The organism is Stenotrophomonas maltophilia (assembly GCF_001676385.1).
Classification (GTDB): domain Bacteria; phylum Pseudomonadota; class Gammaproteobacteria; order Xanthomonadales; family Xanthomonadaceae; genus Stenotrophomonas; species Stenotrophomonas maltophilia_J.
Genome location: NZ_LYVJ01000004.1, coordinates 118,833 through 140,692 on the forward strand (window position 1 = coordinate 118,833; position 21,860 = coordinate 140,692).

Annotated in this window: 19 protein-coding genes; 12 read left to right on the forward strand and 7 right to left on the reverse strand. The window is 68.0% G+C overall.

From position 1 onward, the window contains the following. Positions 1 to 27: 27 nt before the first annotated feature. From A9K58_RS06315 to A9K58_RS06355, 9 genes are all read left to right on the forward strand, one after another. Complete coding sequence (locus A9K58_RS06315) at positions 28 to 2,202, forward strand: alpha-glucuronidase family glycosyl hydrolase (protein ID WP_065198551.1); 2,175 nt, start codon at positions 28 to 30, stop codon at positions 2,200 to 2,202. After that, positions 2,199 to 4,178 (forward strand): sialate O-acetylesterase, encoded by a 1,980-nt coding sequence (locus A9K58_RS06320; RefSeq protein WP_065198552.1) that lies wholly within the window; start codon positions 2,199 to 2,201, stop codon positions 4,176 to 4,178. The genes A9K58_RS06315 and A9K58_RS06320 overlap by 4 nt, the downstream gene beginning before the upstream one ends. 80 nt (positions 4,179 to 4,258) lie before the next feature. Next, positions 4,259 to 5,929, forward strand: a complete 1,671-nt coding sequence (locus A9K58_RS06325; protein ID WP_065198553.1) for a glycoside hydrolase family 43 protein — start codon at positions 4,259 to 4,261, stop codon at positions 5,927 to 5,929. Further along, the gene (locus tag A9K58_RS06330; protein ID WP_081283989.1) at positions 5,929 to 8,625 is read left to right on the forward strand and encodes a glycoside hydrolase family 3 protein; all 2,697 of its coding nucleotides are present in this window, start codon (positions 5,929 to 5,931) and stop codon (positions 8,623 to 8,625) included. The genes A9K58_RS06325 and A9K58_RS06330 overlap by 1 nt, the downstream gene beginning before the upstream one ends. A 58-nt stretch (positions 8,626 to 8,683) precedes the next feature. Further along, entirely contained in the window at positions 8,684 to 10,168 is a 1,485-nt protein-coding gene (locus tag A9K58_RS06335; protein WP_065198554.1) for an MFS transporter, read from the forward strand. A gap of 17 nt (positions 10,169 to 10,185) precedes the next feature. Continuing rightward, complete coding sequence (locus tag A9K58_RS06340) at positions 10,186 to 11,223, forward strand: glycoside hydrolase family 43 protein (protein ID WP_065198555.1); 1,038 nt, start codon at positions 10,186 to 10,188, stop codon at positions 11,221 to 11,223. Continuing rightward, complete coding sequence (locus A9K58_RS06345) at positions 11,213 to 12,058, forward strand: aldose epimerase family protein (protein ID WP_065198556.1); 846 nt, start codon at positions 11,213 to 11,215, stop codon at positions 12,056 to 12,058. Before A9K58_RS06340 ends, A9K58_RS06345 begins: the two co-directional genes overlap by 11 nt. A gap of 503 nt (positions 12,059 to 12,561) precedes the next feature. Next, the gene (locus A9K58_RS06350; RefSeq protein ID WP_155760444.1) at positions 12,562 to 13,125 is read left to right on the forward strand and encodes a hypothetical protein; all 564 of its coding nucleotides are present in this window, start codon (positions 12,562 to 12,564) and stop codon (positions 13,123 to 13,125) included. Between the two features lie 21 nt (positions 13,126 to 13,146). Continuing rightward, entirely contained in the window at positions 13,147 to 14,646 is a 1,500-nt protein-coding gene (locus A9K58_RS06355) for a hypothetical protein (protein WP_065198558.1), read from the forward strand. Between the two features lie 189 nt (positions 14,647 to 14,835). Here A9K58_RS06355 and A9K58_RS06360 read toward each other — a convergent pair whose 3' ends face one another. The 4 genes from A9K58_RS06360 to A9K58_RS06375 form a co-directional block, all read right to left on the reverse strand. Next, a complete protein-coding gene (locus A9K58_RS06360) occupies positions 14,836 to 15,603 on the reverse strand; it encodes a DUF2238 domain-containing protein (protein WP_081283990.1) in 768 nt (255 codons plus the stop codon). 66 nt (positions 15,604 to 15,669) lie between these two features. After that, positions 15,670 to 16,119, reverse strand: coding sequence for a DUF6691 family protein (locus A9K58_RS06365; protein ID WP_065198560.1), 450 nt, complete (start codon positions 16,117 to 16,119; stop codon positions 15,670 to 15,672). Further along, positions 16,116 to 16,556 (reverse strand): YeeE/YedE family protein, encoded by a 441-nt coding sequence (locus tag A9K58_RS06370; protein WP_065198561.1) that lies wholly within the window; start codon positions 16,554 to 16,556, stop codon positions 16,116 to 16,118. Before A9K58_RS06370 ends, A9K58_RS06365 begins: the two co-directional genes overlap by 4 nt. Then, on the reverse strand, positions 16,553 to 17,413 hold the full coding sequence (locus tag A9K58_RS06375) for an MBL fold metallo-hydrolase (protein WP_331250475.1): 861 nt from the start codon (positions 17,411 to 17,413) through the stop codon (positions 16,553 to 16,555). The genes A9K58_RS06370 and A9K58_RS06375 overlap by 4 nt, the downstream gene beginning before the upstream one ends. A 257-nt stretch (positions 17,414 to 17,670) precedes the next feature. On the opposite strand from A9K58_RS06375, the gene A9K58_RS06380 reads away from it, so the two are divergent. Together A9K58_RS06380 and A9K58_RS06385 are read left to right on the forward strand one after the other, a co-directional pair. Next, entirely contained in the window at positions 17,671 to 17,982 is a 312-nt protein-coding gene (locus A9K58_RS06380; protein ID WP_065198740.1) for an ArsR/SmtB family transcription factor, read from the forward strand. A 110-nt stretch (positions 17,983 to 18,092) separates the two neighbouring features. Next, entirely contained in the window at positions 18,093 to 18,383 is a 291-nt protein-coding gene (locus A9K58_RS06385) for a hypothetical protein (RefSeq protein ID WP_065198562.1), read from the forward strand. A 71-nt stretch (positions 18,384 to 18,454) separates the two neighbouring features. Here the strand turns inward: A9K58_RS06385 and A9K58_RS06390 are convergent, their stop codons facing one another. Then, a complete protein-coding gene (locus tag A9K58_RS06390; protein WP_081283991.1) occupies positions 18,455 to 19,057 on the reverse strand; it encodes a DUF4142 domain-containing protein in 603 nt (200 codons plus the stop codon). Between the two features lie 371 nt (positions 19,058 to 19,428). Between A9K58_RS06390 and A9K58_RS06395 the strand changes: the two genes are divergently transcribed. Continuing rightward, the gene (locus A9K58_RS06395; RefSeq protein WP_065198563.1) at positions 19,429 to 20,160 is read left to right on the forward strand and encodes a hypothetical protein; all 732 of its coding nucleotides are present in this window, start codon (positions 19,429 to 19,431) and stop codon (positions 20,158 to 20,160) included. A 122-nt stretch (positions 20,161 to 20,282) separates the two neighbouring features. Here the strand turns inward: A9K58_RS06395 and A9K58_RS06400 are convergent, their stop codons facing one another. Together A9K58_RS06400 and A9K58_RS06405 are read right to left on the reverse strand one after the other, a co-directional pair. Beyond that, positions 20,283 to 20,639 (reverse strand): hypothetical protein, encoded by a 357-nt coding sequence (locus tag A9K58_RS06400; RefSeq protein WP_065198564.1) that lies wholly within the window; start codon positions 20,637 to 20,639, stop codon positions 20,283 to 20,285. A 455-nt stretch (positions 20,640 to 21,094) separates the two neighbouring features. Further along, positions 21,095 to 21,850 carry a tetratricopeptide repeat protein gene (locus A9K58_RS06405; protein ID WP_065198565.1) on the reverse strand — a complete coding sequence of 252 codons (756 nt, stop codon included), beginning with the start codon at positions 21,848 to 21,850 and terminating at the stop codon, positions 21,095 to 21,097. Between the last annotated feature and the right edge of the window lie 10 nt (positions 21,851 to 21,860).

Consider the following 21,860-nt stretch of genomic DNA (forward strand, 5'->3'; position numbering starts at 1 on the left):
GGCGCCGCTGACAGTCTACCCGGGCGAATGTTAACGCCGTTGCGCCGCGCTGTCGGCACGCGGCTGGCAACGCTCCTCGCACTACTGGCGTGCGTGGGCGGCGTGCGGGCGGAAGACGGTTATGCACTGTGGATGCGCTACGTGCCGGCCGCGCCAACGCTCGCAGGCAGCTATCGCACGCAGCTGGGCGGCATTGTCGCCCCGGACCGGACACCTACCCAACGTGCTGCCCGCGATGAACTGGCACGGGGCCTTGCCGGCCTGCTCGGCGCGACGCCACCACCGCGCCGAACCGTTACCGGCGGCCACGCGGTGGTGCTGGGCACGCCGCACTCCTCGCCGCTGGTTGCCGCCTACCGGCAGGAGATCGATTCGCTGGGCGACGACGGTTACCTGCTGAAGCATGTCCGCAGTGGAGGACGTGAGCTGCTGCTGGTAGCCGCACCCCGGGACATCGGGACCCTCTACGGGGTGTTCCATCTGCTGCGGCTGCTACAGCAGGGGGCATCGCTGCACGGCCTGGACGTGCGCGAGTCGCCACGGGTCGCGTTGCGGGTGCTCAACCACTGGGACGACCTGGACGGCCATGTGGAGCGCGGATATGCCGGACGCTCCCTGTGGGACTGGCAGACGTTGCCGGAATGGCGTGACCCACGCTACACCGACTACGCGCGCGCCAATGCCTCGGTGGGCATCAACGGCACCGTACTGAACAACGTCAACGCCAGTGCGCTGAGCCTTGCGCCCGCCTACCTCGCCAAGGCAGCCGTGTTGGCGGATATGTTCCGTCCCTACGGCATACGCGTGTACCTGAGCGCGCGCTTCAGCGCTCCCATCGAGCTGGGCGGCCTGGCGACGGCTGATCCGCTGGATCCGCAAGTGCAGCGCTGGTGGCGCGGCAAGGCCGAGGAAATCCACGCACTCATTCCGGATTTCGGTGGCTTCCTGGTCAAGGCGAATTCGGAAGGACAACCAGGCCCGCAGGACTATGGCCGTTCGCATGCCGACGGTGCCAACGTGCTGGCCGACGCGCTGGCGCCGTACGGTGGGGTGGTGATGTGGCGTGCCTTCGTCTATTCGCACGCGGTGCCGGAAGACCGTGCCACGCAGGCCTACACCGAGTTTGCCGGACTGGACGGCGCGTTCCGCCCGAACGTGATCGTGCAGGTGAAGAACGGGCCGATCGACTTCCAGCCCCGCGAACCGTTCCATCCGCTGTTTGGCGCCATGCCGCGCACGCCCTTGATGATGGAGTTCCAGATCACCAAGGAGTACCTGGGTTTCGCGACGCACCTGGTGTACCTCGGGCCGCTCTATGAAGAGGTGCTGCAGGCGGACACGCACGCACGGGGTGAAGGCTCCACCGTGGCCCGGGTGGTTGACGGCTCCCTGGAAGGGCACGCGCTGACCGGCATGGCCGGTGTCGCCAACGTCGGGAATGATCGCACCTGGAGCGGCTCCCACTTCGACCAGGCGAACTGGTACGCCTTCGGGCGCCTGGCCTGGAACCCGCAGCTTTCCGCCCGCGACGTCGCCGCAGAGTGGGCAGCGATGACGTTCTCGCCCGATCCCGGCGTGGCAGGCCCGATCGTGGAGATGATGATGGCCTCGCGCGAGGCCGCAGTGGATTACATGACCCCGCTGGGCCTGCATCACCTCATGGCACGCGGCCATCACTATGGTCCCGGGCCCTGGGTGGACGGCGGGCCGCGTGCGGACTGGACATCCGTCTACTACCATCGCGCGGGCCGCGATGGCGTGGGTTTCGATCGCACCGCAGGCGGCAGCAACGCGGTGTCCCAGTATGCGCCGGCGGTCGCGCAGCGCTATGGGGCGCTGGCGCAGGTTCCGGAGTCGCTGTTGTTGTGGTTCCACCACGTGCCGTGGGAGTACCGCATGCGCTCCGGGCGCCCCCTGTGGGATGAACTGGTGAGCCGCTACTCGCGGGGCGTGCGCCAGGTGCAGTCCATGCAGGCGACCTGGGCCCATCTGCAGGGCAGGATCGACCGGCAACGCCATCAGCACGTTGCGTCGTTCCTGCGCATCCAGCAACGCGAGGCGCAGTGGTGGCGCGATGCCAGCGTGGCGTATTTCCAGTCGGTGAGCGGGCGGCCGTTGCCGGCCGGAGAGGCACCGCCGCCGCACCCGCTTTCGTATTACCAGGCGCTGCAGTTTCCTTCGGCACCGGGAGATGGGCGATGAGCAGGATCAGATGGCTGGGTGGCGCGGGACTGCTGGCCGCCCTGGCGTGCTTCGGCACGCCCGCAGCCGCGCAGGCTCCGGTGCGGTTGCTGCATCCGCTGTTCCAGGATCACGCGGTCCTGCAGCGTGATCAGCCGCTGCTGCTCTGGGGCCGGGGAACGCCGGGAGAGATCGTAGCGGTGGCCTTTGCGTCGCAGGCAACCACCGTGCGCGTGGATGCCGAAGGCAACTGGCGGGCATCGCTGCCACCCACCGCGGCAGGCGGGCCGTATACGCTGGACGTCCGGGCCGGCAACGCCCGCCAGGTCGTGCGTGATGTCCTGGTGGGGGACGTGTGGCTGTGCTCGGGGCAGTCGAACATGGAACTGCCTGTATGGCGCACGCTCAACGCCAGCAGCGAGATCGCGTCGGCCACGCTGCCGCAGATCCGCTTGTTCAACGTGCCGCAGGCGGCGAACGTTACGGCGCAGCCGGTATTCCAGAGCGACGTCACCTGGACGCCGGCGTCGCCCGACACCGTGCGTGGCTTCTCCGCCGCCTGTTTCTACTTTGCGCGCGAGTTGCAGCGCACGGTGGCCGTGCCGATGGGGCTGGTGCAGGCTGCGTGGGGCGGCTCGCGGATCGAGGCGTGGACCAGTGCCGCAGCGCTGCGCACGCAGGCGGGCATGGCCGAGCCGTTGGCCGTACTTGCGCAGTACGCCACCGACCCTGCGGCGGCTCGCGCCCGTTGGGGCCGCTACTGGCAGCACTGGTGGACCACGCGCAGTGGGGCGGTACCGGGCGATGCGCCGTGGCTTCCCCGTGACGGCGATAGCGGGTGGCACGCTGCCCCGGCGAGGCTGGGCGCATGGGAGCGGTGGGGCGTGCCGGAGCTCGCCGACTACAACGGCATGGTCTGGTACCGCACGCAGGTCACGCTGACCGACGCACAGGCAGCGCAGGGCGCGACGCTTGCGCTTGGGGCCGCCGACGAGATGGACATGACCTGGGTGAACGGGGTGGCGGTGGGCAGCCAGTACGGTGCTGGCGAAAGGCGCTATCGGTTGCCGGAAGGCCTGTTGAGAGCCGGGTCCAACTCGGTCGTGGTGAATGTGCTGGACACTTACGGCGAGGGTGGGCTGGCGGGCCCCCCGAATGCACACGCGCTGCACTTCGACGACGGCCGCCGCGTGGCCCTGGATCCGGCGTGGCAGTACCGGGTGGCCCCGGGCGGGCAGGCGCCGCCGTTCGCGCCCTGGCACGCGGCTACCGGGCTTTCGACGCTGTACAACGGCATGATTGCGCCGCTCGGCAGCCTCGGCCTGCGCGGCATGCTGTGGTACCAGGGGGAATCGAATACAGCCGACGGAGCCGCTTACGCGGAACGGCTGCGGGCGCTGCGCGACGACTGGCGGCGCCAGTTCGGCGTGCGGTTGCCGCTGCTGGTGGTCCAGCTGGCCGGCTATGGCCAACCGCCGCTGGCCCCGGCGGACAGTGGCTGGGCGCAGGTACGCGAGGCGCAGCGGCGCGTAGCAGCGGAAGACCCGCACAGCGGCCTTGCCGTAGCCATTGATATTGGTGACGCCTACGACATCCATCCGCCGAACAAGCAGGAGCTGGGACGCCGCCTGGCCCGTGTGGTGCGCCACCTCGTATACGGCGAACCGGCGGTGGCGCCTTCCGGGCCGAGGGCGGTAAGCGCATGGCGCGCGCACGACGGCGTGGCAATCAGCTTTGCGGACGTCAGCGGCAGCCTGGCGGCGATCGGTGCGACGCGTCCCGTGGGTTTCGAACTCTGCGACGCCGATGCCCGCCACTGCGACTATGCCGACGCCGTTCTGGACGAGACGCGCGTCGTGCTGCGCAGTCCCCCGGCGGGACCTGCGGCACGCGTCCGCTACTGCTGGGCCGATGGTCCGGTGTGCACGCTGCGCGACAGCAGCGGCGCGCCGGCGGGCCCGTTCGAACTTCCCGTTTCCGATGCCGAGGCCCGATGATGATCCTGCTTCCTCTGCAGTCTCCGCCCGCTGCACGCTGGACCGGGTTGCTGCCCGTGGTGTGCCGGCGGCTGGCGCCAATGCTCCTGCTGCTGGCAGCAGCCACGCAGGCGCAGGCGACCGGCGCCGCGCCGCCGGTGTACTTCGACTGGTTCGAATACAGCGGTCACGATGCCGCCTTCGAAGCTCCGCTGCCGGCCGGCCACTACCGCAACCCGATTCTGGCCGGATTCCACGCGGACCCGAGCATCGTGCGTGCGAACGGCAAGTTCTATCTGGTCAATTCCAGCTTCACCTACTTCCCGGGTATTCCGGTCTTCGAGAGCGCCGACCTGGTGCACTGGAAGCAGATCGGGAACGTGATCGATCGCCCGACGCAGCTGGACTTCGATGGCCTCAGTGTGTCACGCGGCATCTTCGCACCCACCATCGAATACCATGCCGGCACGTTCTATGTGGTCACTACGGCGACCGACAGTGGCGGCAACTTCATCGCCACTGCGCGTGACCCGGCGGGCCCATGGTCCGATCCGCACTGGTTGCCGGGCATCGACGGCATCGATCCGTCGCTGTTCTTCGACGACGACGGCAAGGTCTACCTGGTCAACAATGACGCGCCGCCCGGCCCAGCGCGCTACGACGGCCATCGTGCGATCTGGATGCAGCAGATCGATCTGGCCGCGTTCAAGCCGGTGGGGCCGCGCCGGGTACTGATCGACGGCGGCGTGGAACCGTCGAAGAACCCGATCTGGATCGAAGGGCCGCACATCTACAGGCGTGATGGCTGGTACTACCTGTCCGACGCCGAAGGCGGCACCGGGCCGCAGCATTCCCAGGTGGTGCTGCGCAGCCGCGATGTCTGGGGGCCCTACATTCCGTATGCCGGAAATCCGATCCTGACCCAGCGCGAGCTGCCTGATGACCGGCCGCTGCCGATCACCAACGCCGGGCATGCCGACCTGATCGAAGGCCCGGATGGCTCGTGGTGGGCCGTATTCCTGGCGAGCCGCAATTACCAGAAGCGCCACTACAACACCGGCCGGGAAACCTATCTGCTGCCGGTGCAGTGGCGCGACGGCTGGCCGCAGATCCTGCCTGCCGACCAGCCCATTCCCTACATCGCCAAGGCGCCTGGCTGGATGCAGGGCGAGGCCTCGCAGGCACCGTCGACCGGCAACTTCACCGAGCGCGACACCTTTGACGGCCCAACGCTCGCTCCAGGCTGGCTGCGCGTGCGCGTGCCCCGGCAGACGTGGGCAGACCTGGCCTCGCGGCCCGGCCTGCTGGCCATCCATCCGTTGGCAGAGGACCTGGATACGCTGCGCAATCCCGCCTTCCTGGGCCGCCGACAGCAACACCTGCGCTTCGAGGCCAGTACCGGGATGACCCGCCCTGGCGCAGGCGTCGCGGCTGGACTGGCGGCCTTCCAGAGCGAAGCGTACTGGTACTTCCTCGGCGTCCGCAGCCTGGGCGGGGACCGCGTGGCCGTCTTCCTCGAAGCGCGCGATGGAGGGGGCATCACGCGCACGCTGGCGGTGCAGGAAGTGGACTCGCTGCCGGAGCTGCGCCTGAAGATCGCCGCCGACGAAGGCAGCTATGCGTTCTCGTTCGACAGCGGCGACGGCCGTGGGTGGCAGGCACTGGCACGCAACGTGGACGGCACCGTTCTCAGTACGGATCGTGCAGGCGGCTTCGTGGGCGCCCTGCTGGGACCATTCGCGCGCGACGAGCGCGCCGGGAGGAGCAAATGATGGCATCGACGTTCTCCGTTACCACCGCGCAGCGCGGCCCGGCACGTTGCGCGCTGTCCGTGTGCGCGTTGCTCCTGCTGGCCGGCGGCGTGTCGGCGGGCACGCCCAAGGGCTGGCTGGACGGCACCGCCACCTTCGAGCAGCGCGCCGCGGCGCTGGTCGCACAGATGACCCTGGAGGAGAAGGCCGCGCAGATGCAGAACGCTGCGCCGGCCATCGAGCGCCTCGGAGTACCGGCATACGACTGGTGGAATGAAGGCCTGCATGGCGTGGCGCGGGCAGGGCAGGCCACCGTGTTTCCGCAGGCCATCGGGCTGGCGGCGACCTTCGATGTGCCACTGATGGGCGAGGTCGCCACGACCATCAGCGACGAAGCGCGTGCCAAGCATCACCAGTTCGTGCGCGACGGCGCGCATGGCCGTTACCAGGGCCTGACGTTCTGGTCGCCCAACGTCAACATCTTCCGTGACCCGCGCTGGGGCCGGGGCCAGGAAACCTATGGCGAGGATCCGTTCCTCACCGCGCGCATGGGCGTTGCGTTCGTGCGTGGCCTGCAGGGCGACGATCCGGTGTACCGCAAGCTTGACGCGACGGCCAAGCACCTGGCGGTGCACAGCGGCCCGGAGGCGGACCGTCACCACTTCGACGCACGCCCGAGCAGGCGCGACCTGTATGACACCTACCTGCCGGCATTCGAGGCGCTGGTGAAGGAGGGCGATGTGGATGCCGTCATGGGCGCCTACAACCGCGTCTACGGCGAATCCGCCAGCGCCAGCCGGTTCCTGCTGCGCGATGTGCTGCGACGCGACTGGGGCTTCAAGGGATACGTGGTTTCGGACTGCTGGGCGATCGTCGACATATGGAAACACCACCGGATCGTCGCCAGCCGTGAAGCGGCTGCCGCGCTGGCCGTCAGGAACGGTACCGAGCTCGAGTGCGGCCAGGAATACGCTACGCTGCCCGCGGCGGTGCGCCAGGGCCTGATCACCGAAGCGGAGATCGACGACGCAGTGACACGCCTGTTCACCGCACGGATGCGCCTGGGCATGTTCGATCCACCGGAGCGCGTGCGCTGGGCGCGCATTCCAGCGTCGGTCAACCAGGCCCCGGCGCACGACGCGCTGGCCCTGAAGGCCGCACAGTCCTCTCTGGTACTGCTGAAGAACGATGGCGTGCTGCCACTGTCGCGCGATCTCAAGCGCATTGCCGTGGTAGGCCCGACGGCCGACGACACCATGGCGCTGCTCGGCAACTACTTCGGCACGCCGGCGGCGCCGGTCACGATACTGCAGGGCATACGGGATGCAGCAAAGGGCATCGAGGTGCGTTATGCGCGCGGCGTGGACCTGGTGGAAGGACGCGACGATCCCGATGCGACGCCACTGATCGAGGCGGCGTTCCTGCGGCCCGCGCCCGATTCACCGGAACGCGGGCTGCGCGGCGAGTACTTCCGCACGGCCGACCTGTCCGGAAGCCCCGCACTGGTCCGCACCGACGCACAGATCGGTTTCCGCTGGGATCGGGGTTCGCCGACCGACAACCTGCTTGCGCGCGGCGAAGCGGCACCGGGGCAGGGCATTCCCGCCGACCGTTTCAGCATCCGCTGGCGTGGCCAGCTGCTGCCGCCGGTGTCGGGCCGCTACCGTATCGAGGTGGCCGCCGACGACGGCTTCCGGCTGGTCGTGGACGGCAAGCGCGTGCTGGATCATTGGCAGAACCGCGATGGAATGCATGCCGACGGCGTCGAGCTGGACCTGCAGGCCGGACGCGCCTACGACCTGACCCTGGAGTACTACGACGACCAGCGCGACGCGGGCGTGCGGCTGGGCTGGCGCATGCCCGGCGCCAAGCCCCCGTTCGAAGAGGCGCTCGATGCCGCCCGCGACGCCGACGTCGTGGTCTTCGTCGGTGGCCTGACCGGCGATGTCGAAGGCGAGGAAATGACCGTCAACTATCCCGGTTTCGCCGGGGGCGATCGCACCGATCTTCGCCTGCCGGCGCCGCAGCGTGCCCTGCTGGAGGCGCTGCACGGCACCGGCAAGCCCGTGGTGATGGTGCTCACCGGTGGATCGGCGCTGGCGGTGGATTGGGCCCAGGCGAACCTGCCGGCCATCCTGATGAGCTGGTACCCGGGGCAGCGCGGCGGCACGGCGGTGGGCCAGGCACTGTTTGGCGACATCAATCCTGCGGGCCGGCTGCCGGTCACGTTCTACAAGGCCGACCAGGCGCTGCCTGCATTCGACGACTACCGCATGGAAGGCCGTACCTACCGCTACTTCCGCGGCACCCCGCTGTTTCCGTTCGGTCACGGACTGTCCTACACCCGGTTCGACTACCGGAACCTCCGCCTCGGCGCGGCCACGATCACCCCGGATGGACGCCTCGACGTGCAGGTCGAGGTGACCAATTCCGGCCCACGCAGCGGCGACGAAGTCGTGCAGCTCTACGTACGACGCGCGCAGGGCGGCAGTGCGGAGGCCAACCAGGAACTGCGCGGCTTCCAGCGCATCCACCTCGCCGCTGGCGAGCGGCGTACGGTGTCCTTCGAGCTGGACGCCAAGCAGGCCCTGCGGCATTACGACGAGGCGCAGGGCCGTTACCGAGTGCCACCCGGACGCTACGAGATCCGGATCGGGGGTTCCAGTGCCGACGCCCGCGTGCGTGCCCCGTTCACGGTGGAGGGCAGGCGTGACTGATCCAGGTACCGCTCCTCTACCTTCTTCCGTCCAGCCCTCCCCGCAGGACCTTCGCTGCATGGCACGCACTGAAAATGCTCTCACGGTCCGCGAAAAGCTCGGCTACAGCCTGGGCGATCTCGCAGCAAACCTGATCTTCCAGACGCTGATCACCTACCTGGCGTTCTTCTACACCGATGTCTACCGCCTGCCTGCGGGAACGGCGGCGACCCTCATCTTCGTGATCGGCCTGCTCGGCGCCTTCGTGTTCACGCCCTTGATCGGCATTGCGGCCGATCGCACCGCGACGCGGTGGGGCAGGTTCCGGCCGTGGATCCTGTGGACTGCGGTTCCGTTCGGTGTCCTGTCGCTGCTGGCGTTCAGCACGCCAGACCTGGGGGCGCGCGGCAAGGTCATCTACGCCGCCGCCACTTACGGCCTGCTGATGGCGGTGTATGCAGCGAACAACCTTCCGTACTCTGCGCTCAGTGGCGTGCTGACCGGCAGCATGGCCCAGCGCAACAGCCTGTCGGCCTACCGTTTCGTGGCGGTGATGATCGCCCAGTTCATCATCCAGGTGCTGCTGATGCCGCTGGTGCTGATCCTCGGCGATGGCGACCGGGTGCGTGGCTTCGAACAGGTGATGACCGTGTTCGCCATTGCCGGGACGGCGTTCTTCCTGATCACGTTCTTCACCACGCGCGAACGCATCGTGCCCACCCGCGAGCAGACCGGCGGTGTCCTGCAGGACCTTTCGGATCTGCTGCGCAACCGGCCCTGGCAGGTGATGCTGGCACTCACGGTGCTGGTGTTCATCAACCTGGCGTTGAAAGGGGGCACCTACATCTACTATTTCCAGTACTACATGAGTGAAGCCTCGTTGGCCCGCTTCCTCGAGGCGTCGGGCTTCAATGGACTGGTCAGGGCGCTGAACCTGGCGCTGGGCAGTGCCGGGCTCTCTGGATTCACCTGGCCGGAGGATGCGGCGACCTCTGCATTCAGCCTGTTCAACGCCTGTGGAATCATCTGCATGATCCTGGGCATCGGCGTATCGCGCCGGCTGGCCGACCGCTTCGGGAAGCGCGACGTATTTGGTGGCGCACTGTTTGTCTCGACCCTGTTCCTGCTCGCCTTCTACCTGTTCCCGCCGACGGCGGTCGGGGTAGTGTTCGGCGCGTTCATGCTGCACGGCTTCTGTTACGGCATCACCATCCCGCTGCTGTGGGCCATGATCGCCGACGTGGCCGATTACTCCGAGTGGAAGAACCACCGTCGCGCCACGGCGATCATCTTCTCGGCGATGCTGTGCGGCCTGAAGATCGGCCTCAGTGTCGGCGGCGCGCTGGTTGCCGCCATCCTTGCGCGCTACGGCTACCAGGCCGGCGTGGCGCAGCAGCCTGCGGTGGTGGTCGAAGGCATCCGCCTGACGGTGAGCATCTACTGCTCCATCCCGTTCCTGGTCGCGGTCGCGCTGTTGTTCTTCTACGAGATCGACAAGCGTACGGAAACCCGCATCGAGCAGGATCTCCAGCTGCGCCGCCGTGTTGCCAACGCCTCCATGTAACCCCCAGGACGATGACCATGATCGACCCCCTTCCCGGCGAAGGCCGCCGGGCCGACGAAGCCACGCTTGCGCAACTCGCGGAACGTGCCATTTCCCAGCCCCTGGTGACCCACATCTACACCGCCGATCCCTCCGCGCACGTGTTCGAGGGGCGCCTGTACATCTATCCGTCGCACGACATCGACGCCGGCCAGCCGTTCGATGACGAGGGCGGGCACTTCGGAATGCAGGACTACCATGTGCTGCGCATGGACACGCCGGGAGGCGTGGCCACCGATTGCGGCGAGGTGCTGCATCTCCGCGACGTTCCGTGGGCCCACCAGCAGATGTGGGCACCGGACGCCGCCTGCCGCGAGGGCCGCTATTACCTCTATTTCCCGGCCAAGGATGCCGACGGCCTGTTCCGTATCGGCGTTGCCGTGGGGACGCGCCCGGAAGGGCCGTTCAGTCCCGAACCCGAACCAATGGACGGGACCTATTCGATCGACCCGGCGGTGTTCGAAGACGACGACGGCAGCCATTACCTGTACTTCGGCGGCATCTGGGGAGGGCAGCTGCAGAAATACCGCGACAACCGCTACGACGCGGCGCACCCGGAGCCTGCGGGCGACGCACCGGCGCTCGGCCCGCGCGTGGGCCGCCTGGACCCGTGCATGACCCGGCTCGCCGAGCCCACGCGCGAGGTACGCATCCTGGACGAGCACGGGCACCCCCTGCGCGCCGACGATCATGCGCGCCGCTTCTTCGAGGGGCCCTGGTTGCACAAATACCAGGGGCGGTACTACCTGTCCTATTCCACCGGCAACACGCACCTGCTGTGCTATGCGGTAGGCGACAGCCCCTATGGACCGTTCACCTATGCCGGCGTGATCCTCACCCCGGTGGTGGGCTGGACCACGCACCACTCCATCTGCATGTTCGATGGCCAGTGGTACCTGTTCTACCACGATGCGCTGATGTCCGGCGGCATCACCCATCTGCGCTCGGTGAAGTGCACGCCGCTGCACATGGAGGCCGACGGCAGCATCCGTACCGTGCATCCCTATGGCGCCTGAGCACCTGCGGCCGGTGGACGATGCGCGGGCGCCGATGCCCGCCGGAACACTGCATGTGTTGGGGTCGGGCCCGCTGCAGGTCACGATTGCGCCCGCCGCCGGCGGGCGCATCGCACAGATCCGCTACGAAGGCGTGGACTGGCTTGTCGGCGAGGACGAGGGTGGTCCGGCAGCGATTGCCTGGGGCTGCTACCCGATGGTCCCCTGGGCCGGGCGCATCCGCCAGGGACGCTTCAGCTTCGACGGCAGGCCGTTCGTGCTGCCGTCGAACTTCGGCGCCCACGCGATCCATGGCGTGGGTTTCTCGCGGCCGTGGCACATCGACCGGCTCGACGCGGAGCGCGCCACGCTTTCTCTCGATCTTCCAAGCGACGGCTACTGGCCCTTCGGCGGCGTGGCGACGCAGGCGATACACCTGCAGGCACACAGCCTGCACCTGCTGCTCTCGGTCCAGGCTGGCGCACGGGCCATGCCTGCGGCGCTGGGCTGGCACCCCTGGTTCCGCAAGCCGGACCGGTTGCTGTTCCACCCTGACGCGATGTATCCACGGGACGGGGAGGGCATTGCCACCCTGCCACGGGTGCCACCCGCCCCCGGTCCGTGGGATGACTGCTTCATCGCAGGCGGTGACCTGGTGCTGGTACGCGCCGGGCAACGCCTGCGGCTGCGCTCGGATACCGACCATTGGGTGGTCTACGACGGCGCCGCGCATGCGACCTGTGTTGAACCGCAGAGCGGCCCGCCCGATGCCTTCACCCTGGCGCCCCGTCGCCTGGAGCCGGGCCAGCGGCTGGACCTCTCCTTCAGGCTGGCGTGGGAAGCGGACGACGCCTGAGCCTGCCCAGGCATTTGCCGCGCACCCCATCGCGCGGCTGCGCCACGCAGACCGCTCCGGTCCATGCCGTTGGCGCCCATCGCGGGCTGGGTGCGCGCCAGCCGGCCGGCATACGGGCCAGCCTGGCCAGGATGCAGGGATCGTCACCCAGCGCCGAGCCGAACCGGCGGTACCTTCGCCCGGTCATTGCGCCGCTGGGCTGCTGCATTGCCGGGTGTCACGGTCCAGCCGCCCGGCAATGGCCTGCGGACTGATGTCGCCGGCGCGGTTGATGAGCACGATGACGGTCCGCACCGGGCACGATCAGCCCGGTGCCTGCGGCGAGCAGTGCAGCACACAGGTGGCGGCGGGTCGGGTCATGCGGAATGGGCGGTTTGCCGGTCGTCTCCGTAGCGGGCGATGGGAGCGCGACGGCACGGGCAGGTGCCGGTTCGCACGTTGCGGGCAGAGGATGGGAAGTGTAGGGTCTGATCGCCAGCAGAAGGAGGTTGCGGATGCGGACCATGGGATTGGCAGCAGTCTTGGCGCTCGCCGCGTGCGCCGGGCCGAGCGCCGGGCAGGACGGGAATGCCGCAGCGACGGCGGCTGCCGTGCGCGAGGGGAGCCGGCCGTCGGCCCCACAGGACGAATCCCCCGCATCCGTTCTGCCCGGATCAATGGGCGGAGCGTTCGCAGGCGCGTGGGCGTCCTGCGAGGGTGCGGCATCGCCTGAAGAATGCAGCCGCTACCTGCTGGTGCAACGCGGCGAACGCATCTGCGGGACCTGGTCCTATGTGGCCTCCGGGCAGATCTATGAAGGCCGGGTGATTGCCCGCGCAAGCACACGGACTCTTGCACGGCGCACGCAGATCTGTGGCCGGCCAGGCTCCGAGACCGATACCGAGTGCGCGGATGGCTGGCAGGCGATCGACAAGCCACTGCAACTCTGTGATGGCAAGCTCAGTGACATGGCCGGCGCCGATGGCGCCTGTTTCGCGGATTACGAATCGGTGCCCGCAGCAGAGGCCGAGCGCACGGCGCTGGAAACCCAGCCGTGGCTGCAGGCCTGCCTCGCCGCGGACCCGTAACGACCGACAAGGAGGTGGAGCATGACCAACCGGAACCCGCTTACCGGGAATGAGCTGCGCGCGGCGGCGTACTTTGCCGTCGGTGTTACGTCCGAAGGCAGCATCGGCGGTCGCGACGTGGCCTACCGGCTCAGTTTCGCCGGCAATGTCGCCGCCAACGGGCGCATGGAGCCCGTGGCGAACAGTGGCTACTCGTTCGGCACGTTGCAGATCGATGTGGGACAGCATCCTGAAGTGGCACGCGACCTGCTGGATGGCTACCAGGCGTGGGCTGCCAACCAGCCTGGTCACGCCGGGCTCGCGCTGGGCCCGCGCCAGTATGAAGCGACCCTCACGTCACTGCAGCGCACCGGTCGTGAAATGCGCGCGGCCAATGCGGTCGACATCGATCGCGCGCCGATCAACCGTTTCCTGGCCTCGGATGAGGGGCGCACCTTCGTCCATCGCCTGGATACCGAGCACGTCAATGGGGTGACCGCGACGGACTCGGTCGTTGGCAATCGCGACTCCGCGCTGGAGCGGCTGCAGCGCACCGACCTGTACCGCAACGCCACCGGCGACGACCAGGCCAAGCTGGCCGGCATGTTCATGAAGCTGCAGAACCAGGCGGGGCAAGGGCGCTGGCCCGGCCTGCTGGATCGCGTGGAGGCCGGCAGCCTGGCATCGCCCGCAGAGGTGAAAACCGCGATCGATGAGCTGCTGCCGAATCTGCGCAACGGTGATCCGGACTACCTCCAGAGTGGCGCAGACAACACGCTTCGCGGAATCAGTGTGCTCAACGCGCTGCGCGGTGCGGATGCGCAGAATCCACTCGCCAGCGCCTGGGCCCATGTCGTGGAGGATCCCTTGATGGGACCGGTCGCCGCGCACCAGCCCAACGCCGCACATCCCAACCTGGGCCATGAGTACGATCTGGTGCGGTCCATGTTCCTGACGCCGGAGCAGTCGCGGCGTTTCATTACCGCGCTCGACCACGGCGGCGCACTCGCCGAAGGCAATCCTGCGCGGCAGGCGGACGGCAGCCGCCAGGCCGGTTTCCACGTCTCAGGCAATGACTTCGTGCACTGGGGGCGCAGCGGACAGGGGCAGGCCTTCATTGGTGGGCAGTGGCGCAGCATCCATGCCGACGACCTTACCCGGGTGCGCAACAGTGATGGCAGCACCACGCTCAGCATCAACGAGCATGGGCAGCGATCGGTGCTGCTGCGGGTGGATCCACGAACGCCCGCACTGCGCGCGGATGCGTCCACCGAGGGCGCAACCCCGCATCGGCTGGCGAGCGATGACCACCGCGCCGTCACCGGAACAGCGGCATTCGGCAATCCGCATCTGAACGCCATGGTGGACGCTGCGCGGGCCGGTGACGACGTGGGGGAGCGCCGGGCGATGGAAGGGCTGACGCGCTCGGCGGATGGGTTGGCCTTCGCGCAGCGGGGGGCAGAACACGCCGCAGCCCGTTCGGCGGACGCGCAGCGGCCTGGCCAGCAGGCGCCGGAGCAGGCGGGCATCGAGCGGGGCTGAGCGGAGCATCACCGAGCGCACGCGCCCGGGGCTACCCGGGTGCCCCCTGCAGCACTAGGCTGCCGCCAAAGGCGGCGAGCATCACGGCGATGCTGCACCTGAGCGCATGGCCACGCTCCACACGGCCGGCGCAGTGCCGGTCTTTGCCTGCAAGGCTGCGCCCTGCACGGGTGCGCGGGTTGATCTGGATCAGGATTCCGGTCCGGACCGCTGCGAACGGCCCTGGGCGAGGCGTGGTTCCGGGGCCGGCCCAGCGCTGTGTCGTGTACGCCAGCGCCGTGCCACCATCGAAACGGCCACGCTGATCACTGCACCCAGGCTGGCGAGGGCCATGTCCTTGTGTGCGTCCCAGACATCGCCCTGGATGCCGAGATAGGCCATGCCCAGGTCCTGGTCGACAACCATGACCGCGGCCCATTCCAGCAGTTCGTAGAGCGTCGACGTTGCTGTGATGAACAGGAAACAGATGAAGTCCATCATCATCGGGCCGGCCTGGACCCGGCGTGCCATCAGCTCCCTCACTGCAGGCAGCACCAGCACGCCATAGAGAAAATGCACCAGCCGATCGAAGTGGTTCCGGTCCCAGCCCATCAGGTCGCCCAGCGAATGGCCGGTGATGGCGCGGGTCCAGGCCTCGTAAGGCACCTCGGCATAGGTGTAATGCGCCCCCAGGCTGTGCAGTGACAGGAAGGCCAGCAGGGCCAGATTGACAGGGGGGCTGAAGGGCCGCTTGCGCTGCACCCATACCAGGAAGGGCACGCTCACCGCCGTCAACAGATTCTCCAGAAACCAGTCGCGCGGATACTTCGGGTGTATGGCCGCAATCAACCAGACGCCGGCGAAAACCGCCAGGCAGCGCAGGGCGAACCGTCTATGCCGACACCAGCGGGGTTCAGGACTGGCCATATGCTGACCGGCGGTGCAGGGAAGGGAGGGCGGTTGGGTGAAGGATGCCATTGAATTGCCCACGTGTGCGGCAATGCCGGCGGCTTCCAGTCGCAGGCCGCACCCTCAGGCACTGCGTCACTGAGCGGGACCGCGGTGCCCCGCGCCAGCGGCGCCCCCGGGACGATGCAGGAATCCATGCAGCAGCACGCCGGCGACCATGGCGGTGGCGAAGACCAGCGCGAAAGGCTGGCCGGTACCCAGCAGCGCGATCGCCGGGCCGGGGCATACCCCCGCCAGCCCCCAGCCCACGCCGAACACGGCTGCGCCGGCAACCAGGTTCCGGTCGATCGTGCGATTGCGGGGCACATGCAGCGATGCAGCAAGCACGGGCCGCCCGCGAACGCGCATCCATCGGTAAGCCGCAGCGGACGGGATCAGGGCGCCCGCCATCACCAGCGCCAGGGACGGGTCCCAGGCCCCGGCAACGTCAAGGAAGGCAAGCACGCGCGCCGGGTTGGCCATATCGGAAACGAGCAGCCCGAGCCCGAACAGCGCACCGCAGAGGAACGCCGCCAGGCGGATCATGGCCCGCCTCCGGCAACCGTCCGCACCAGGGTGGCGGTGGCCATGCCCATCAGCATGAACACGACGGTGGCCACCACGGACCGAGGCGAGGCCCTGCCGAGGCCACAGACGCCATGCCCGCTGGTACAGCCGGCACCGAGGCGGGTGCCGTAGCCGACCAGCAGCCCGGCCAGCACCAGCACCATCGTCCCGTCTGCGGAGAGCGCGGGCAGTGGAATGGGCTTGACCGCCAACGCCAGGCCTGACGCCGTGGCCAGCCCAGCCAGGAACAGGGCTGCGAGCCCGCGTCCACCGTCGCCGGGCAGGCCCAGCGTCCTGGCAAGCAGGCCGGAGATCCCAGCGATGCGTCCGGCCAGCACGAGATAGGCCCCGGCGGACGCACCGATCATCAGGCCACCGAGGAGCGGCCAGTACCATGGCAAAGGGGAGGGCGTCATAGCAGGTCCACCGGCAGCTTGAGATAGCGCACGCCGTTATCCTCGGGGTCGGGCAGGTGACCGGCGCGCATGTTGACCTGCACGGAAGGCAGGAGCAGGCGTGGCATCGGGAGCGTCGCATCCCGCGCTTCCCGCATCTCCACGAACTGGGCTTCGGTGACGCCCTCGTGCACGTGCACGTTGGCCGTCCTTTCGGCGCCGATGGTGGTTTCCCATGCGAACTGGTCGCGGCCGGCGGCCGTGTAATCGTGGCAGAGGAAAACACGGGCCTCGTCCGGCAACGCCAGCAGCCGCTGGATCGAGCGGTACAGCTGGCGCGCCGAACCCCCGGGGAAATCGCAGCGGGCGGTGCCGTAGTCGGGCATGAAGAGCGTGTCTCCGGGAAACACGGCGTCTCCGATCACATAGGCCAGGCATGCAGGCGTATGGCCGGGCACGTGCAGCGCCATCGCCTGCAGATTGCCGATGCTGAAGGTGTCGCCATCAGCGAAAAGGCGATCGAACTGGCGGCCATCGCGCTTGAACCCGGTGCCTGCATTGAAGATCTTGCCGAAGGTCTCCTGCACGGCAGTGATGTGCTCGCCGATGGCCAGTGCACCGCCCACTTGTTCCTGCAGCCAGGGCGCCGCCGAGAGATGGTCGGCGTGCGCGTGGGTTTCCAGCAGCCACTGCACCTGCAGGCCTTCCTTGCGCACGTGGTGCAGCAAGGCCGAAGCCGACTCGGTCGAGGTGCGGCCAGCAGCCATGTCGAAGTCAAGGACGCTGTCGATGATGGCGCATGCAGGTGAAGAGGGATCGCGCACGACATGGCTGGCCGTGAAGGTGGCCGGATCGAAGAATGTCTGCACCTGTGGCAACGGCGCGCGCCCGGCGCGGGCGTCGCCGACGATGCGGGCAGCCCCTTGCAGTGAGTCATCTGCGGCTACGGATGGGTTCACGGAGCTCTCCGGCGGGTGGACTGGTTATAGGGTACATAGTTGCGTAAATTATGAAACTATAGAGATCATGATAGAGTGCAGCGGCGCCGCTGGGGCGTTTTCCTGGCACAACCACAGCGCCCATGATGTCCGCACCCGTCACCCGTCCCGCATTCACCCCGGCCGACCTTGCCGCCATGAAGGAGCGCGTGCCCGAAGTAGCCGAGCTGCTGCGCTTCATGGCCACACCCTCGCGCCTGCTGCTGCTGTGCCAGCTCGCCCAAGGGGAAATGACCGTGGGCGGCCTGGAAGAGGCCACCGGCATCCGCCAGCCGGCGCTCTCCCAGCAACTGGCCGAATTGCGCCAACGGCAGCTGGTGGCCACCCGGCGCGAATCGCGCTCGATTTTCTATCGCATGGCCGACCCGCGCGTCGCGGCGCTGCTGGCCGCGATGCATGGCATTTTCTGCACCGACGCGGCATCCGCCGAGCCATTGCCCAGGCGATAGCCTTGGCGATCCGGACGTGATCCGCCGCACTCCATCGCGGCCGGCAGCGACGCGCAGCCCCCTCGCGATACCATCCTCCAGACACTTCAAACAGGGAAGACGGACCAGCCATGGATGACATGCCGAAACGAAACAACAGGGTTCAACGCAAGGACGGGTTCCCGTGGAAGAGCATCATTGCCGTGGTGGTGATCATCGGCATCGTCCTGGCGGTGGCCGAGATGGGTCGGGTGGAGCGGCAATACCGCGAGCAGGCCAACCGCCAGGCGCTTGAGGCCATGCAACGGGTGCTCGAGGGCCAGGAGCCCGTGGTCCGCCCCGCCCAGGATACGCTGCAGGGTAGCGCGGCCGAACCGACGACGCCGGAGTCACAGGCACCCGCCCCCGTCGAAGGGAAGTAGCGGAATGCTCTGCTGCAAGGCGGACTACAGCCTGCTGCCTCTGCTGCTGATGACGTTCCCGATGTGTTTGGTCAACGCTGTGCTTCCGCGGCCTTGCCCGTCATCTGTTCCAGCAGTTGCTGGGCCTGCTGCAGGTGATCGGCCACATGGGTGCGGGTGGTCTTCAGGAAATCGCTGACCGCAGCGTCATGCGCGGCCGGTATCAGCGAACTGTCCAGTGCCCGCAGCGCTGCCTGGTGATCACGCACCATGGTCTTCAGGTAGGCACCGTCGAATGCGGCTCCCTTGGCCTGTCGCAGCATGGCCAGTGTCCTGGTCGCCTCCGCTGCCTTGGCCTTGGCCGGCGGAGCCATGACGTCTGCCTCCCATCTGGCCAGTTTCAGGTTGTTGTCGGTGTGCTCGTCGATCATGTGCTGCGCATAGCGTTGAGTGCGCGCATCGCTGGCCTGGGCGACTGCCAGGCGCCCGGCGTTGATCTCGCCGGTATTGATGGCAGAAAGCACGCCCAGCGCCGATGCCTGGGCGCTGTCCGCGCCCTGGGATTGCCGCAGTTGCTGGGGCTGCTCGGTGGCGGACGTCGAGGGGGTTGGCTGTGATTGGGCGCCAGCCAGGGCGGGCAGCGCCAGCGCGGCGCCGAGTGCGGCGGCAAGCGGGAATGCAGGGGCAAAGCGCATGACGGTGCCTCCATGGGAGAGCTGCCAGCGTCGCGCAGGCCCGGCGATGCGGGCGAGACGCCGGGGTCACGACGATGAAGAGGGAAGCGGGGGCAGCCGTGACGCGCCGCTAACAGGCTGCGGGTTGCTGGCGAGCGGGTGCATAGGTATGCCGTGCTGCAGGCGCTGCATGAGGAGAAGGCGGCCGGCATCTGCCGCGTGACCTGAAACGCCATGGATGCGTCCGTCTGCCCCTTGGGCATCAAGGCTATGGATTGCCCAAGGCGAGCTTGCCGATATGCATTGCGCTCCCGATCAACCCATGGGCATCGGCGCGGCACCTCGGCTAGGATGTGGCAACCCGGCAGCCATGCCGGCGGGGCGGGGGCGCAATGGACATGCAGACCGGGGGCGGACCTGATTCGCCAGGACAGACCCATCCACAGGAACTCACCTTTCACTGGATTTACCAGCGGGTGCAGGCCCTGGCTGAGCACAGCATCTACCCGAAGGCGGGCAGGGTGGAAACGTGGTCGTTTCGTGCCGGCTGGGTTGCTGCCGGCATCGGCATCCTCTGCAGCCAGCTTCCAGAGCGGTGGCTGCCGCTGAGCGTCGCGCTGCTGGTGGTGCGGCTTTGCCTGGCGGTGGAGGTGGGTGGCTTCGTGGTGGGCGGCTTCCTTGCGGCCGGACGGGGAATCCGTCAGTTCACGCAGCCGCGGTTGTCGCATGCGAAGGAAATGGATTTCGAGTTTTCCCGCTGGCATGCAGTGGTCACCGAGCTGCGCAACTTCCCCAGGATCGAGCGCGAGCGCCGCCTCAAGTATGCCAGCCACCTGCGCACCACTATGATCGAGCGCATGGGTTTGATGTACGGCGGGCTGCAGCACCTTGGGGCCTTCCCATTGCTGATCGCGCTCTACCTGCAGTTCCGCGGATGGAAATGGGGCGACTGGGCCGGCGCCTTCGACGTCGGAGTGGTGGGCGCGTTCCTGATCTACATGTTGGTACTGCTGTACCTGGCAGGCTGGATGTTGATTGGCCAGCGCACCCGGCTGGATACCTACGTCGCTCTGCTGGAGGCCTCCACCCGGGAGCCCGAGCCGTCGCAGCCCGCACCGCTGTAGAGCCGAGCCATGCTCGGCTATCGCTCTCCAGCACATCAGGAACTGGACGTCCCGCCGTGGTCGGGCCTCTACCAGCTGCATCGCCTGGCGGCGCACACGCCGCCCCGGTAGTACCGCGCCACTCAGCCGTCTGGCTGCAGCCGTATGCTGGCGTGCGCGGTGAGTCCCACGCCTGCCATGATCAATCCCTCCATCACCCGCGGGCCGACGTACTGCTCCAGTTCGCCGTTCTCGCGGGCACGCTGCGCGGCCAGCAGGATCTCCAGCACCACGCGCAGGCCGGCCAGCGCGCAGTCGGTATCTGCCAGGGCGATGCGTCGGCCCGGCAGCTGATGGCGCTCTGGCCAGGGCTGGCCATCGGAGGCGGCCCCGGCGCCGATGCTGTGCAGCAGGGCAATGAGCGTGTTTGGATCCAGCACGGATCCGTTCGCGGGCGCGTCGTGGATCGAGTGCGGGGAAGGGGCGGAGGGCTGGGTCATGGCTGGGCTCCCTGCGTGCATGCAGAAGCCGCCACCGATAAAGGTGGCGGACGGTGCGAGGTTCGAAACCCGGTGTTCGCTAAACCGGCAGGCACAAGGCCTCCACGCACCGCCCGCCATAGCCGGCCGACGGATTGCCAGCCGGCACCACACGGGGTGATGCCGGCTGGCAAGCGTTTACTTCAGCGAACTACCGGGGTTTCGAATCCCGGCCACCGGTTTCCGGTGGCACGCAAAGGAATACGCCTGGCTGTACGCGATGCCAATGCAGTAATGCTGATGCCGACACCACTTTCAACATTTTCAGAATCGTTGCATGCGGCGCAATGAGGCTGGAGCCTTGCGCTGCAAAGCTATCGGCCATGTCGTTGGTGCAGGGCCGCGGACTGTCGGCATCCGCCCGGCCGGGCTATGGGTGAGGCGGATGCGACATGATTGGCAAACGCTGCCAGGCGTCAGTTGCCCTTCATCGCGGCCTTGCTCCGCTCCAGCCAGGCGGCATTGTGGCTGCGCGCGTGGCGCGACCAGTGCCGGGCATCGTCGATGATGCTGGCGAACAGGCTGCGGGCCTTCTCACGGTCAGCGGGCTGCGGCTGTGCCATCAGCCATTCGGCGTACAGGCAGCGAGCGGCCGCATCGTTTCCGCAGTCCACGGCACGCTCGAACGCGGCGCGGGTGCCGGGCGACCGGGTGGCTGCCAGTGCCTGCGCGTACAGCAGGGTCTGTTCCGGCTTGCGGCGCACATCCGGATGGCGGGCGAACAGGCCGTCCAGCGTCTCCGCCGCCAGCGCGGCATCCCCGGATTCAAGCCGAGCGCGCGCCAGGCCGTTCAGGATGTAGGGGTCGTCACCCAGCGGAGAACTGGCCGCCTGCTCAAGCAGGGTTCTGGCCTCCTCGGCCTGGCCGGCCTCCAGCAACGCCATGCCCAGGCGAAGCCGGTTCTGCACGGTGGGCGTGCGCGCCAGTTCGGCGCGCGCGTTGCGCAGGTCCTGGCCCGGGTCCATCAGCTGCTTGGCCGAGCGGACAACCTGGCGGGCGCCACGCGAATGGCGGACTTCCGGGAAGTAGATCGCCAGGAAGTAGACGATGCTGCCGAGCAGTGGGAAGGAGAAGAGCAGGATGAGCCAGTAGAGGCTCTGGCCCGAGCGGATGGCGTGCACCGCGAAGTAGATGGCTGCCAGTACGTGGAGCCCGATTCCGATATAGGGCATGTGTGCCGCC

Bases quoted from the DNA above. Each gene is read 5' to 3' on its own strand.
- A9K58_RS06315 (WP_065198551.1), top strand. From the start codon at position 28: ATGTTAACGCCGTTGCGCCGCGCTGTCGGCACGCGGCTGGCAACGCTC.
- A9K58_RS06320 (WP_065198552.1), top strand. From the start codon at position 2,199: ATGAGCAGGATCAGATGGCTGGGTGGCGCGGGACTGCTGGCCGCCCTG.
- A9K58_RS06325 (WP_065198553.1), top strand. From the start codon at position 4,259: ATGCTCCTGCTGCTGGCAGCAGCCACGCAGGCGCAGGCGACCGGCGCC.
- A9K58_RS06330 (WP_081283989.1), top strand. From the start codon at position 5,929: ATGGCATCGACGTTCTCCGTTACCACCGCGCAGCGCGGCCCGGCACGT.
- A9K58_RS06335 (WP_065198554.1), top strand. From the start codon at position 8,684: ATGGCACGCACTGAAAATGCTCTCACGGTCCGCGAAAAGCTCGGCTAC.
- A9K58_RS06340 (WP_065198555.1), top strand. From the start codon at position 10,186: ATGATCGACCCCCTTCCCGGCGAAGGCCGCCGGGCCGACGAAGCCACG.
- A9K58_RS06345 (WP_065198556.1), top strand. From the start codon at position 11,213: ATGGCGCCTGAGCACCTGCGGCCGGTGGACGATGCGCGGGCGCCGATG.
- A9K58_RS06350 (WP_155760444.1), top strand. From the start codon at position 12,562: ATGGGATTGGCAGCAGTCTTGGCGCTCGCCGCGTGCGCCGGGCCGAGC.
- A9K58_RS06355 (WP_065198558.1), top strand. From the start codon at position 13,147: ATGACCAACCGGAACCCGCTTACCGGGAATGAGCTGCGCGCGGCGGCG.
- A9K58_RS06360 (WP_081283990.1), bottom strand. From the start codon at position 15,603: ATGGCATCCTTCACCCAACCGCCCTCCCTTCCCTGCACCGCCGGTCAG.
- A9K58_RS06365 (WP_065198560.1), bottom strand. From the start codon at position 16,119: ATGATCCGCCTGGCGGCGTTCCTCTGCGGTGCGCTGTTCGGGCTCGGG.
- A9K58_RS06370 (WP_065198561.1), bottom strand. From the start codon at position 16,556: ATGACGCCCTCCCCTTTGCCATGGTACTGGCCGCTCCTCGGTGGCCTG.
- A9K58_RS06380 (WP_065198740.1), top strand. From the start codon at position 17,671: ATGAAGGAGCGCGTGCCCGAAGTAGCCGAGCTGCTGCGCTTCATGGCC.
- A9K58_RS06385 (WP_065198562.1), top strand. From the start codon at position 18,093: ATGGATGACATGCCGAAACGAAACAACAGGGTTCAACGCAAGGACGGG.
- A9K58_RS06390 (WP_081283991.1), bottom strand. From the start codon at position 19,057: ATGCGCTTTGCCCCTGCATTCCCGCTTGCCGCCGCACTCGGCGCCGCG.
- A9K58_RS06395 (WP_065198563.1), top strand. From the start codon at position 19,429: ATGGACATGCAGACCGGGGGCGGACCTGATTCGCCAGGACAGACCCAT.
- A9K58_RS06400 (WP_065198564.1), bottom strand. From the start codon at position 20,639: ATGACCCAGCCCTCCGCCCCTTCCCCGCACTCGATCCACGACGCGCCC.
- A9K58_RS06405 (WP_065198565.1), bottom strand. From the start codon at position 21,850: ATGCCCTATATCGGAATCGGGCTCCACGTACTGGCAGCCATCTACTTC.